12 protein-coding genes are annotated in these 13,503 nt (G+C 37.6%); 6 read left to right on the top strand and 6 right to left on the bottom strand.

All coding sequences use genetic code 11. The features are described 5' to 3' along the window. Window positions 1-37: 37 nt before the first annotated feature. Window positions 38-1,327 carry an alkaline phosphatase gene (locus tag H5126_RS17505; protein WP_182720319.1) on the bottom strand — a complete coding sequence of 430 codons (1,290 nt, stop codon included), beginning with the start codon at window positions 1,325-1,327 and terminating at the stop codon, window positions 38-40. A gap of 410 nt (window positions 1,328-1,737) precedes the next feature. On the opposite strand from H5126_RS17505, the gene H5126_RS17500 reads away from it, so the two are divergent. From H5126_RS17500 to rnd, 3 genes are all read left to right on the top strand, one after another. Then, entirely contained in the window at window positions 1,738-2,589 is an 852-nt protein-coding gene (locus H5126_RS17500; RefSeq protein WP_182692914.1) for an alpha/beta hydrolase, read from the top strand. A 115-nt stretch (window positions 2,590-2,704) separates the two neighbouring features. Then, entirely contained in the window at window positions 2,705-4,357 is a 1,653-nt protein-coding gene (fadD, locus tag H5126_RS17495; RefSeq protein WP_182720320.1) for a long-chain-fatty-acid--CoA ligase FadD, read from the top strand. Between the two features lie 51 nt (window positions 4,358-4,408). After that, complete coding sequence (gene rnd / locus H5126_RS17490; protein WP_182681952.1) at window positions 4,409-5,539, top strand: ribonuclease D; 1,131 nt, start codon at window positions 4,409-4,411, stop codon at window positions 5,537-5,539. 323 nt (window positions 5,540-5,862) lie between these two features. Here the strand turns inward: rnd and minE are convergent, their stop codons facing one another. Genes minE through minC form a run of 3 tightly spaced genes read right to left on the bottom strand, consistent with a single transcriptional unit; the run spans window position 5,863 to window position 7,647 of the window. Continuing rightward, entirely contained in the window at window positions 5,863-6,126 is a 264-nt protein-coding gene (gene minE / locus H5126_RS17485; protein ID WP_004334706.1) for a cell division topological specificity factor MinE, read from the bottom strand. A 1-nt stretch (window position 6,127) separates the two neighbouring features. After that, complete coding sequence (gene minD, locus H5126_RS17480) at window positions 6,128-6,937, bottom strand: septum site-determining protein MinD (protein ID WP_004334708.1); 810 nt, start codon at window positions 6,935-6,937, stop codon at window positions 6,128-6,130. 5 nt (window positions 6,938-6,942) lie between these two features. After that, the gene (gene minC, locus H5126_RS17475) at window positions 6,943-7,647 is read right to left on the bottom strand and encodes a septum site-determining protein MinC (RefSeq protein WP_024596847.1); all 705 of its coding nucleotides are present in this window, start codon (window positions 7,645-7,647) and stop codon (window positions 6,943-6,945) included. Between the two features lie 155 nt (window positions 7,648-7,802). Here minC and H5126_RS17470 point away from each other — a divergent pair, with 155 nt between their 5' ends. Next, a complete protein-coding gene (locus H5126_RS17470) occupies window positions 7,803-8,090 on the top strand; it encodes a YcgL domain-containing protein (protein ID WP_004334712.1) in 288 nt (95 codons plus the stop codon). Next, window positions 8,083-9,099 (top strand): lytic transglycosylase domain-containing protein, encoded by a 1,017-nt coding sequence (locus H5126_RS17465; protein WP_182720321.1) that lies wholly within the window; start codon window positions 8,083-8,085, stop codon window positions 9,097-9,099. Before H5126_RS17470 ends, H5126_RS17465 begins: the two co-directional genes overlap by 8 nt. Before the next feature lie 40 nt (window positions 9,100-9,139). On the opposite strand, the gene H5126_RS17460 is transcribed toward H5126_RS17465, so the two are convergent. Further along, window positions 9,140-9,685 (bottom strand): GbsR/MarR family transcriptional regulator, encoded by a 546-nt coding sequence (locus H5126_RS17460; protein WP_024596846.1) that lies wholly within the window; start codon window positions 9,683-9,685, stop codon window positions 9,140-9,142. A 205-nt stretch (window positions 9,686-9,890) separates the two neighbouring features. Here H5126_RS17460 and adhP point away from each other — a divergent pair, with 205 nt between their 5' ends. Then, window positions 9,891-10,901 (top strand): alcohol dehydrogenase AdhP, encoded by a 1,011-nt coding sequence (adhP, locus tag H5126_RS17455; protein WP_182720322.1) that lies wholly within the window; start codon window positions 9,891-9,893, stop codon window positions 10,899-10,901. Window positions 10,902-11,040: 139 nt separating this feature from the next. Here adhP and H5126_RS17450 read toward each other — a convergent pair whose 3' ends face one another. Continuing rightward, the gene (locus tag H5126_RS17450; RefSeq protein ID WP_182720323.1) at window positions 11,041-13,461 is read right to left on the bottom strand and encodes a TonB-dependent siderophore receptor; all 2,421 of its coding nucleotides are present in this window, start codon (window positions 13,459-13,461) and stop codon (window positions 11,041-11,043) included. Window positions 13,462-13,503: the final 42 nt, after the last annotated feature.

Here is a 13,503-nt window from a genome sequence, read left to right as displayed (position 1 = left end):
TGTGTTCGGGCTTTTTGTGTTCAAAACGAGGTGAAATTTACTGCTCAATAAAGCCAATCAGCTTATCTGCAATATCAGTATTATTTTGTGAGCCGATAAATTGCTCACTGCCTTTGCCATAGGCAAATACTTGAACGTCTACAGCGGTGTGTCCGCCAGTTGTCCAGCCAGTAAAGCTTGCATCACTAATAATACTTTTAACAGCTAAATTAAGCGCTTTTTCTCCCATTTTTTTAGCTTGCTCAAGTTTTATTTGGTTTTCAGTTGTAAATTCAATATTGGTGTTAGCAGTCCATACTGGTTTTAAATCATCAGAATCCAGTAAAAGTTGAGTTAGTTTACCAGCAGTTGCTTTAACACCTTTTACTACATCAGTTTCCCATTTGTACTGACCATGTGCGCCAAGGGTTAAACCTCCTGTAGAGTGATCTGCAGTAATGACTAAAATAGTATCTTTATTTTTATCAACATACGCTTTTGCTTTTTCGATTGATTTAGCAAAATCATCCATCTCAGCCATTGCACAGGCTATATCGTTAGAGTGACCACACCAATCAATTTGGCTGCCCTCAATCATCACAAAAAAGCCTTCTTTGTTTTGATTATCTAATAAACCAAGTGCTTTAGACGTTAACTGAGTAAGACGAGTTGGGTTTTCATCTAATGCAAAAGGTAAGCCTTTAGATGCGTATAAACCAATTGCAGGTATTTGTGTAATTTGCCCTAGGTTTTTAATGTCGTCGCCATATTGATAACCAGCGGCTTTAAATTCATCAACTAAATTACGGTCATCACGAATAAAGTATTTAGTACCGCCACCAAGCATTAAATCAACCGGTAATTTACCCGCAATTTTATTGTCGATGTAATCATTGGCAATGTCATTATAATTATTACGTGATTCATTATGCGCCGCAAAACTTGCTGGAGTTGCGTGGTTAATTTGTGAAGTTGCTACAAGCGCTGTTGTCATACCGCGCTCTTTTGCTATTTCCAGCATGGTTTTAACTGATTTTTTGTCTGTATCTACTGCAATTGCGCCATTGTAACTTTTATGACCGCTACTAAGTGCTGTAGCACCTGCTGCGCTGTCTGTCACATAAGTATGGTCATCAGGGTAGGTACGAGCCATACCCTTTAAAATAGTGTCAAAAACCGTGCCTTCTACTTCTTTTGTTGCAGGGTCGTCTTTAAAATAGCGATAAGCCGTGGTGTAAGCCGGACCCATGCCGTCACCAATCATATAAATTACATTTTTAGGTGCTGATTCTGCGTAAGCACCAGAAGCGGTGCATAAAAGTGCCAATAAGCTGATCTGTTTTTTCATGGTTGTACCTTATGAGTGTACCTTATTTAATAGCCGCTGATATTGTATACAGATAGTATGATAAATAAATGAATATCTAAGATATTTATAATTTAGGGTTATATGAATAGAATTGTAGTTAACGCTGTTAGTTCTATTTATTTAAATTATACTGGTTATAGCTTAACTACATATGATGCTATCACCTTTTAATTGTTCAAAAGGCATACAAAGCAAATATATTTAAAAAGATCAGCTTATTTTTTTTTGTAATTAAGCTTATGATATCGTTTAAATTTTATTTTATATTTTTTACTTTCTTTAGAACATCAAGATAATTAAATAGCGAATTTGGCACCATTTTCTCGGTTAGTGGTCTGACAACTTGTATGCTATAAATAATGATGCTCTAAATTAATAAAGGACTTGCCGTGCAGCCATTTAATATTGAAACCAATAACTTGAATATTCATGGCTTAAAAGTAGGTTCTGGGGATGAAATAGTAATAGCGTTGCATGGTTGGTTAGATAACTGCCACAGTTTTATACCAATGTTAAGTAAAGCTAAGCCAAAGCACACTTGGTACTGTATTGATTTTGTCGGGCATGGTTTATCATCTTGGCGAAGTGATGATGCACATTATTATTTTGTTGATTATATTGATGATGTGTACCAACTTATTAATGCGCTTGGTGTTAAAAAAGTGCATTTAGTTGGGCATTCGATGGGAGCCATGGTTGCAGGGCTTTTTGCTAGTTGCTTTGGTGATTATGTAAAATCTGTTACCTTTATTGAGGGGATTGGGTGTGTTACAACTCCCAGCGAAGGCGTATGTGAACAGCTAAAAAGTGCAGTATTAAATAGAGCGCGTTTAAAAAATAAGAAGCAGAGAGTTTATAAATCGAAAGAGCTTATTTATGAAGCACGTGCTCAAACAACCGATTTGAATAGTGAGCTTATTGCTCTTTTAATGCAGCGAAATATAAAATCGGTTTTAGATGGTTATACATTAACAACTGATCCAAAGCTTAAAAATCACTCAGGTTTTAGGTTTAATGAGGCGCAATGTATTGGTGCAATAAAAGATTTAATTGCACCGTGCCAATTAATTTTAGGTAACGAAGGTTATTCGTTTGTAAAACAAAATCTGGCAAAGTATATTAGTTATTACAATAGCTTAAAGGTAATTAATGTAGATGGTGGGCACCACTGTCATATGCAAAGTAGTGAACTATGTTTTAAGCATATTCAAGACTTTATGCTGCAAAATGGTGCATGTTAATTGTAAGTTTACGTAAAATGTGGGATTATTCCTCCATTAGAGTATTTGCTCAATTGTTAAAGCGCCTTACTTAGATTAAGGTTAATAAAAATATAATTATAAACAGGGGCTAAGAGTGGAAAAAATCTGGCTTAAGCGCTACCCAGAGGGTATGCCTGAAACAATCGATCCTGAGCATTACAACTCGTTACTCGAAGTGTTCGAAAAAAGTTTTACTGACTACACCGATTTACCTGCATTTACTAATATGGGTAAAACGCTGTCTTATAGCGAAATAAATACAGCAACAAAAAAAGTTGCTTCCTACATTCAAAATGATTTAGGTCTTAAAAAAGGCGACAAAGTTGCCGTAATGATGCCTAACTTACTACAAACACCAGTCACCATTTTAGGTATTTTACGTGCAGGTTGTGTGGTTGTAAATGTTAACCCACTTTACACTGTGCGTGAGTTAGAGCATCAGTTAAAGGATTCTGACACTACCGCTATTTTCATTTTAGCAAACTTTGCTGACACACTTGAAAAGTCACTTGCACACACTGATGTTAAACACATTGTAGTAACGCAAGTAGGCGATATGGTTGGTGGGCTTAAAAAGCACATAGTCAACTTTGTTGTTAAGCACATTAAAAAAATGGTGCCAAAGTTCAACTTACCAAACACAATTAACTTTTCAGACGTTCTAGCTGCAGACGAAACTAAATATACACGTCCTGAAATGAGCTTGTCCGATCTTGCTTTTTTACAGTACACCGGTGGCACAACAGGTGTATCAAAAGGGGCAATGCTGAGCCATGGCAATATGGTTGGTAACCTTGAGCAAGTTTCAGGCTGTTTAGACAAAGTGTTAAATCGTGGTACAGAAGTTGTTGTTACCGCTTTACCGCTTTATCATATATTTGCTTTAACAGCTAACTGCCTGACGTTTATGAAGTACGGTGGTTTAAATATATTAATCACAAATCCACGAGATATGCCTGGGTTTGTTAAAGAGCTAGGTCAGCATAAATTTACAGCTATTACTGGTGTTAATACGTTATTTAACGGTTTATTAAACACACCAGGTTTTGCTGAACTTGATTTCAGTCATTTAAAAATGTCACTTGGTGGCGGTATGGCCGTGCAACGTCCTGTTGCTGAAAAGTGGCAAAAAGTGACTGGCTCAAAATTAATGGAAGGCTATGGCCTTACAGAATGTTCTCCATTAGTAACTATTAGTCCTTATGATTTAGAAGCATATAACGGCTCTATTGGTTTGCCTGCGCCTAATACTGAGATTAAGCTAATACTTGATAACGGTGAAGAGGCCGCTAAAGGTGAACCGGGTGAAATGTGTGTGAAAGGCCCGCAGGTTATGGTGGGCTATTACAATCGACCAGATGCAACAGCTGAATGTTTAAAAGATGGCTGGTTTGCAACAGGTGATATTGCAACTTATGACGATGAAGGTTTCTTCTTTATTGTAGATCGCAAAAAAGACATGATCATTGTATCTGGCTTTAATGTTTTCCCTAATGAGATAGAAGAGGTAGTGGCTATGCACGAAGGTGTGCTTGAAGTTGCTGCTATTGGTATTCCTCACGATGTAAGTGGTGAACAAGTTAAAGTTTTTGTTGTTAAAAAAGACCCTTCTTTAACTGAAAAAGATATAATAAGTCACTGTCGTGATAATTTAACTAATTACAAGGTCCCAAAACTGGTAGAGTTTAGGGATGAGTTACCTAAAACTAACGTAGGTAAAATACTCCGAAGAGCCTTGAAAGATTAGCAACCTATAAAAAAGCCGACATATGTCGGCTTTTTTATTGTAGGAGATTAAGTGCAATACCAATTGATCGAAACCCAAAATCAACTGAACACTTTTGTTGAACAAATAAAAAATAAGCCTATTTTAGCTATTGATACTGAGTTTATGCGTCGTCGCACTTTGTATCCAGAAGTTGCACTTATCCAAGTTTTTGATGGTGAGCATTTAGCGCTTATCGATCCGTTAGCTGAGCTCTCATTATTCGATTTTTGGGAAATACTAAAAGATCCTAGTGTTTTAAAAGTACTGCATTCTCCTTCAGAAGATATTGAGGTTTTTCAAAAATACGCAGGCTTTGTTCCATCCCCACTTTTTGATACACAATTTGCGTTGCAGTTACTTGGGGAAGGTAACTGTATGGGCTTTGCCCTTATGGTAAAAGAGTTGCAAGGTATTGAAATAGATAAAAGTGAGTCACGCACTAACTGGCTACAACGTCCGTTAACTAAAAAACAGTTAGATTATGCTGCTGCAGATACTTTTTACTTATTGCCGTGTTTCGAGCTGATTATAGAGCGTATTAATGCCGCTGGGTTCTTTGACATTGTAATAAACGAGAGTGAGCTGATAGCTAAAAAACGTGCGTTTCAAACACCAGACGAGCTTTTATATAAAGATATTAAAAATGCATGGCAACTCAAACCGCACGAACTTGCAGTTTTAAAAGAACTTGCTGTATGGCGCAGAAACAAAGCCATTAAGAAAAATTTAGCGCTAAATTTTGTGTTAAAAGAACATAACATGACTGAAATTGCCAAACGTGGTCCTTCAAGTTTAAATGCTCTACGTCAAATTCCAGGAGTTGAAGCTATTGAAGTTAATCGCTCTGGTGTAGATATAATCAAGTGTATTGAAGTTGCCAAAGCAGTACCAGATGCTGAGCATCCTGAAGTACTTAAGCGCTTAATTGATTTTCCTACTTATAAAAAAGTAGCCAAAGATATTAAACAAAAGATCACTAAAGTCGCTAAAGAGCACAATATACCAGAAGACGTTATGGCCTCTAAAAAGCAAATTAATCAATTGATTAGTTGGAATTGGAAGTTAACTAATGAGCAAAAACAAAGCCATATTAAGCCTGATTTATTAAGCTCTTGGCGCTATAACTATGTTAAAGACGCTTTAAAAGAATGGGATACTTAAGACTAGATATTTTTTTTACTGTGTAATACTTATACCAATCCGCAATAATACTTAATCATTTTGCGGCGCTAAACGTGTCGTTACCTGTGTTAAAAAATCTCATTTAGAACAACTAAATAGCGATTTTCTTGCTTAGCTATCAACACGTTTTTCCATCCTCAAAATAGATCACTTAATTAAGCGAATTGGTATTATCTATAATTTTTGTGTTACATAGTGAAAAAGTTTTAGTTGCATGCAAGGGATTAAAACGTAGATATTTAGAAAGTTATTAAAAAGTAAATGAAAATAAAGAGGGCGCTTATAAAGCGCCCTTTCTTCAATTACTTCTTTTCTTCATCAGGTAGTGTAACGTTTAGCTCAAGTACGGCTAAATCGTCTTCGTTTTGATCAAACTGAACCTGAACTGCATCGGTACTTACGTTCACGTATTTACGGATCACATCTAAAATATCTTGTTTTAATTGTGGTAAGTAATCCGGCGTTCCTCGCTGAGAACGCTCGTGCGCGACAATGATCTGCAATCGCTCTTTTGCTAGTGACGCACTGTTTTTCTTTTCTGAGCGGAAGTAGTCAAGTAAAGACACGTTAACCTCCAAAAATCCGTTTAAATAAGCCTTTTTTCTCAACGTCTAAGAAGCGAAAATCGACGGTTTCACCTAGTAAGCGGTTAATTGCATCAGAATAAGCTTGGCCTGCATCAGATTCTGTATCCAATATAACAGGTTGGCCTGAGTTTGAAGCACTTAATACCGCTTGCGATTCAGGAATAACCCCTAATAATGGGATTGACAGAATATCTTGCACATCTTCTACCGATAGCATTTCACCTTTTTCAACACGACCAGGGTTATAGCGTGTTAATAGTAAGTGTTCTTTAATATTTTCTAGGCCTTCTTCAGCACGTTTTGATTTGCTGTGTAAAATACCTAAAATACGATCTGAATCTCGAACTGACGACACCTCTGGGTTTGTTGTAACAATTGCTTCATCAGCAAAGTACATCGCCATCATAGCGCCAGCTTCAATACCTGCTGGTGAATCACATACTATGTAATCAAAGTCTTCTTTTAGTTCATTTAGTACGCGTTCAACACCTTCACGTGTTAAAGCATCTTTATCACGAGTTTGTGAAGCAGGTAGTAAAAATAATTTATCTACACGTTTATCTTTAATAAGCGCTTGGTTAAGGTTTGCCTCACCATTAATTACATTTACAAAGTCATAAACAACGCGGCGTTCACAACCCATAATTAAATCTAAGTTACGTAAACCAATATCAAAGTCGATAATAACTGTTTTATAGCCTTTTAACGCTAAGCCTGTGCCAATTGCAGCACTTGATGTTGTTTTACCAACACCGCCTTTACCTGAGGTAACGACAATTACTTTTGCCATGAGATTTATCCTTTAACCAAAGCTGAAATTTCTAATGATTCGTCTTTTTGTTGTATTTGCACTGCATTTCCCCAATGTTCACCTTGTAGCGAATCACTGATCCAGTAATTACCATCTATTGAAACCAGCTCGGCTTCAAGTTTTTGGCAAAAAATGTGTGCTTCTTTAAAACCTTTTGCGCCTGCAATAGCGCGACCGCGTAGGGTGCCATAAATATGCACATTCCCATCGGCAATGACTTCCGCACCATGACTAACTGCGCCAAGTACTATCAAATCTCTATCTTTTGCATAAACTTGTTGTCCAGAGCGAACTGTACCGCTGATAATTTGCGCTGGTAAATGCACCGTTTTTTCTACAATCGATGTATTGGGCTCTTGTTTAACAGGTTCGCTCTTAACGTCTTGTGAATAATTTAAAACAGATAAGCCAGCAGCCTTTGCTTGAGTATGTTGCTCATCTGAGCCATTACACACACCAACCGCATTAAAACTCATTCGCTCGATTAATGATTTTAAGTGAACAAAATCAAGTGAACTGTTTTTAATTTCAATTAAATTAACGACAATAGGCGCACCCTCAAAAAACTTAGGGGCCTGGGCTATTTTTACATACAGTTGTTCTGCTAAAAGGTTTATATCAGTACTATAAAGATGCAAAACTGATAACGTAAAAAGATTCCCTTTTAACTCAAAAATTTGGTCCGACATACACGCTCAATTGATTTGTCTGATTAGAAATTAATTTTAGATAAACGTAGGCTGAATAGGGCCTTTATTGAAATTTCTAATCTAATTTTTCTAACTTATTATTACTCTCATGTTATAGTGTGCGGCATTGTTAAGCAAGAATTTATAGGGCCATAATGCTCACTGCAGTATATAAAAGTAAGAAAAAAGCGGATACGTTCTTATTTGTTGAAAAAAGAGATGATTTTAGTAAAGTTCCGGAACCTTTGATGGCTATGTTTGGTCAACCTGTTTATGTGATGATCATCAATTTAGCAAAACGTGAGCATTTAGGTGGGGCAGATTTAGAAACTGTAAAAGCAGCGTTATCAAATCCTGATAAAGGCTACTACTTACAAATTCCACCACCTGAGCAAAATTTGCTAAGCCAATTACGAAAAGACAATGGAGTTGATAGTGATTAAAAAACTTATCGTTATATTATGTGGTGTATGTTTAAGCTCACCTGTTATGGCAAAAACTCAGGCTGAATTTCAAGATTATTTAGCGAATTTAAAGCAAGAAGCTATCGCAAAAGGTTACGAAGCCAAACTTATTGACGATGCGTTTGCAACAACAACGTATAAAGAAAAAGTGGTTTCGGCTGACAAAAACCAGCCAGAAGTAAAAGAAACCCTTGAAACGTATTTACCAAAACGTGTACCACAATGGAAGATTGACCGCGCACGTAAGCTTTACGCAGAAAACAAAGAGGTACTTGAAAAAGTAGCGAAAGAGTTTGGCGTACAAGCACGCTTTATAGTCGCGCTTTGGGGGCTTGAAAGTAACTTTGGTACAATTCAAGGCGGTCATAACGTTATTTCATCATTAGTGACACTTGCTTTTGATGGACGCCGAGAAGCACTTTATAAGCGCCAGCTTTGGGCTGCACTGGATATTTTAAAGTCGGGCCACATAACGCTTGATAAATTTAAAGGCTCTTGGGCAGGCGCAATGGGGCAAACGCAATTTATGCCTACCTCTTTTAATGCTTACGCGGTTGATTACAATAACGATGGCCGTAAAGATATTTGGACTACAAAAGAAGATGCTTTTGCCTCAATTGCTAATTATCTAAAGCAAGAAGGCTGGAACGACTCTCTTACGTGGGGTCGCCAAGTTCAGTTACCTGAAAACTTTGATAGTAAATACGTTTTAGTGCGTGGTACCAAAACTCGCAAGCAGTGGTTAGAATATTGGAACGACTCAGAGCGCTCATTAGCTGATTGGCAAGCACTGGGTGTTCGTAAAGCTGATGGTTCTGATTTACCTAATGTAGACGTACGTGCTGCGCTGGTTATGCCTGATGATATAAATGGTCGTATGTACTTAGCGTACGATAACTACAAAGTGTTTATGCATTGGAATCGCTCGTATTACTTTGCTACTAGTGTAGGTTACTTGTCGGACAGAATTGGTTATCCAAAAATCTAATTTTTAAAATATACCTATAAATAAAGCCGCAATTGCGGCTTTATTCTTTTTTGAATATCTTTTCTTTTAGGTCAATAACTTTACCAATTCCAGAACCTAGCTTCATTAGCTTATTAAGTTGCTCTGGCGTTAAACGCTGTAGTTCTGATGACCATTTAGTGACGGTTTCAAGTAGGTTGTGAATCTCACCCATTTGTTTTTGTGCATAAAGCTCATCATCGTTACTGGCTTCGTCTAATAAGTTATCGCGTAGTAGTGTTAAGGTGGGCTCAATTTCACGTTTTTTACGTTCTTCAAATACGCGATTTGCCATATCCCAAATATCGCCAGCAGGGGCGTAGTACTCTTTACGATCGCCAGGAATATGCTGTACTTTAATTAACTGCCACGATTGCAGCTCTTTAATGCCCATACTTACATTACCGCGAGAAATACTAAGCGCATCTGCAATCTCATTAGCTGTCATTGGGTTTTTAGTAATAATCAGCAAACCACACATTTGTCCGATCGTACGATTGAATCCCCATCGGCTGCCCATCTCACCACAATGCATTACAAAGGCAAAATTTTTTTCGGATAAACTCATAGCTTAGTAACTTTCAGTAATTTCAGAAAGTAAATGCTAGCATGCTCATTATGGATAGCAAGTTCTTAGCAGGCTTATAAGTTAATTTAAATGACTAAAATATGATTTAGATTAATATTTATACATCTATATTAGGATATGTTGTACACAACAATACATAAATAAATCCTTATCTTTAATTTTCTTCACATACGATGGAATGACTATGAAAGCTGCAATTAATACTCAATACAAAGGTAAATTAGAAATAACAGACTTACCAATTCCTGAGGTGGGAATAAATGATGTTTTAGTAAAAATAGCGGCCTGTGGCGTTTGCCATACCGATTTACATGCCTGTCATGGGGATTGGCCAGTAAAACCAAAAATGCCATTAGTACCAGGGCACGAAGGTGTCGGTGTTATCGAAAAAGTCGGAAGCAACATTAAGCACTTAGAAGTTGGCGATAGAGTCGGTATTCCTTGGCTCTATAGTGCATGTGGGCACTGTGAGTTTTGTCTAGATGGTAAAGAAACACTGTGTTTATCGCAGCACAATACTGGCTATTCTATTGACGGTAGTTATGCAGAATATTGTTTAGCGCATGGCGACTACGTTGTAAAAATACCAGAAGAACTCGGTTTTTCTGAGGCTGCTCCATTATTTTGTGCAGGTGTTACAACCTATAAAGCATTAAAAGTATCCGGTGCTAAACCAGGGCAGTGGGTTGCTATTGTTGGTGTGGGCGGGCTTGGTCATTTAGCAGTACAGTACGCTAAAGCAATGGGTTTTAATGTAATAGCTGTTGATACAGGTAAAGAAAAACTCGCGCTTGCTAAAGAGCTAGGCGCAGATATCACCCTCGATTTTAAAGAGGTGGTTCCAAGCGAAGCTATTTTTGAACAAGTCGGTGGCGCGCATGGTGTTGTGTGTACTGCAGTGTCTAAAGCGGGGTTTGAACAAGCCTATAAAAGTGTACGCCGTGGCGGTAAATGCGTATTAGTGGGATTACCTCCAGAGGATATGCCACTTCCTATTTTTGATACTGTGCTTAATGGCATTTCAGTAGTGGGCTCTATTGTTGGTACGCGTAAAGATTTGCAAGAATGCTTGGAATTTGCAGCGCAAGGTAAAGTAAAAGCGATTACTGAAGAAAAACGCTTAGAGGACATTAACGAAATTTTTGATGATATGCTCAAAGGTGAAATTAACGGTCGCATAGTGGTTACTATTTAATTTAGATTAAGCGTTTATAAAACACAAAAAAGCACGGCTTCTAAATTAGAAAACCGTGCTTTTTAAGTATTTAACTAACCTGAGCGCTGAAAATAGCTGCTTGAGATAGATTTATTTATCCAGAGTTCAGGTTAACCAATTAAAGTGTGTAACTAAAACTTAGTTTTGCATTACGCTCTTCCCCTGGCATACCACCTAAAAACATCGCTTTTGAGTAATACTTTTTGTTGAACAAGTTATTTAAGTTTAACTGCATATGCCATTTATCAGTTGTATACGATACAGCTGTATCGTAAGTCGTATAACTTGGTACATAACCATCAGGAATCGAGAATGAACTTGAATTAGTACTTCTGTTATCTACAAACGTAATACCACCACTTATATTTACAGCTTCAGGTAAATTAAACATATCTGCGTAGTAGGTTACCCACGTACTTGCTGTTACGTAAGGCACACCTTTTTGGCGTGTGTCGTAACTGCTGCTGTTAGGATTACTTTTGTCACGTGCATCTTGATAAATACCGTTTACGTTTACTTTCCATTTATCGTTCAAGTAAGCATTTAAATCAAGCTCAACACCTTTTGTTTGCTCTTTACCATCATAATAGCTTTCAGGTACATCTGAGCCTGATGTTAATGCGTCATAAAGCGGGTTTGCGTATTCTAAATTAGTACGAGAGCTTTCAAATATAACAACAGATGCGAGTAGTTGGTCATCAAATGCTTTAAATCTAAAGCCTAGGTCGTTACTTATAGACTCTGAATCTTCACGGTCAGCTTCGTTACCTGCCACAGAGCCTAATACACTATACGCTGTACGCCCTTTTGAATGATTTACAAATACAGATAAATCTTCAGATGGCTGATACGTTGCACCAAGGTTATACGTTAAGCCAGAATCTGATGTACTCGCTTCAGGTGTTGGCTCTGCACGGCTAGAACTGTAGCGCTCATCAACACCAAAGTGCTCATAAGTTTGCTCAATTCGGTTATATGCCACACCAATACGCGTTGTAAGTTCTTCAGTTATGTAACCAACATGTTGAATGCCTAAGCCCCATGCTTGTACTTTTTTATTGTAGTCACTTGTTTTAAGCGGATCGTAATCTTCAAAGTTACCGGTTGGCCAATTTGGTTCTCTTATATCGTAAATATACGGCAAAGAACCTTGGTACTTTACATCACCATCATTGTTTGTGAGTACGTAATCCTGATCCCATATTGAGAATTGTTTAAAACGAATATCTCTATCTTCGTAGTTGGCGTTAACTAGTAATTCGTTATCTACGTCGCCTAACATAAAGTCATAACGTAAATCTAAGAAGTACTGCCATGATTTTTCATCTGCTTCTACTTGGCGGTATTCTTGTCGGCGTGCTGCATACGGGTAAAGTACACCGTCTTCAACTAATGGAGCACGAGGGTCGTTATTAATTATTCCATCGCGTGTTGAATAGACGTAGTTATATGCACCAGTTTGGCGCGCAAAACTTGATGTGTAGTTACGGTACTGTAGCTGCTGGTTTAAAAACAAATCGTCAGTAATGTAATAGTTATGCGTTAATTTAAAACGCAGCTCTTCACCTTCGTTAGCATCAGCCATTGGTGAAATAATACCATTTGTGCCAAAGCTATAAGGTGTTAAGCCATCAGATGCAGATAATGAATTAGCAAGTTGGTCGCGCTGTGCATCACTTAACTGTACGCCGCTTCCTGTCGGATCGTTTACTAAATCGGCACCAGTTACTTCACCCGCGCTTAAGCCGTTTGCAGTTTCTGCACTGTAAATACGAATAGGATGACCAATAGAATCAACCGCTATTTCATCTTTTATATAGGCTGCAGAAAGCATGATGTTTTGTCTGTCATTAAGCACGTATTTAAGTGAGGTATAAATTTCGTCGCGATCTTCTTTTAAATCGCGAAATCCGTCACTTGACGCTGTTTTAGCCATAACACGATAAGCTAAATCATCTGTTATAGCGTTAGTGCTATCAAACGATAATGAATAGCTATCCCACTGGCCAAGCTCAGCCGATACTTTGTGTTTTTCTTCAAACTCGGGTTTTTTTTCAATTAGGTTAATTACGCCACCTGCACTACCAATGCCATATAAACCTGTTGCAGGGCCTTTTAAAACCTCAACAGATTCAACATTTGTAAGTGAACGAGTTGGGTTAAATGTATTACCCAGGCCTGCACCACCATACATACCATCGTAGGTGTAGTTTGCATCTAAACCACGAATTACTAAGTTATCACCAATACCGTAATTATTACCTGCTTGTGTTAAGCCACTTACGTTTCTAACTAAATCTTGTAAGCTATCTACACCTTGAGATTCAATCAGTTCTCGGTCAATAATTACTACCGGTGCAGGAGTTTCCATTAAAGACATGTCTGATTTAGTAGCAAGACCAGAGCTCATCACCACGCGGTTTTGCTTTTCGTATACGCTGATGCGTTCAATATCAGCATCAACTTGTGTATTTTGGGCAAATGCCACATTTGCATTTAAACAAGCAAGAGTAATAAGAGAGTACTTAAACGTTTTCATAGAGTGATAACTATTCGCGTTATTGAATTTGCGCGAATGATA

It is taken from the genome of Pseudoalteromonas sp. SG45-3, assembly GCF_014164075.1.
Taxonomy (GTDB): Bacteria; Pseudomonadota; Gammaproteobacteria; order Enterobacterales; family Alteromonadaceae; genus Pseudoalteromonas; species Pseudoalteromonas distincta.
Note: the sequence above shows the minus strand (reverse complement) of the source record. Positions and strands in the feature narration are given on the sequence as shown.

Excerpts from the sequence above, each read along its gene's own strand:
- H5126_RS17450 (WP_182720323.1), bottom strand. The coding sequence starts at position 13,461 with ATGAAAACGTTTAAGTACTCTCTTATTACTCTTGCTTGTTTAAATGCA.
- minC (WP_024596847.1), bottom strand. The coding sequence starts at position 7,647 with ATGTCGGACCAAATTTTTGAGTTAAAAGGGAATCTTTTTACGTTATCA.
- adhP (WP_182720322.1), top strand. The coding sequence starts at position 9,891 with ATGAAAGCTGCAATTAATACTCAATACAAAGGTAAATTAGAAATAACA.
- H5126_RS17470 (WP_004334712.1), top strand. The coding sequence starts at position 7,803 with ATGCTCACTGCAGTATATAAAAGTAAGAAAAAAGCGGATACGTTCTTA.
- H5126_RS17505 (WP_182720319.1), bottom strand. The coding sequence starts at position 1,327 with ATGAAAAAACAGATCAGCTTATTGGCACTTTTATGCACCGCTTCTGGT.
- minD (WP_004334708.1), bottom strand. The coding sequence starts at position 6,937 with ATGGCAAAAGTAATTGTCGTTACCTCAGGTAAAGGCGGTGTTGGTAAA.
- H5126_RS17460 (WP_024596846.1), bottom strand. The coding sequence starts at position 9,685 with ATGAGTTTATCCGAAAAAAATTTTGCCTTTGTAATGCATTGTGGTGAG.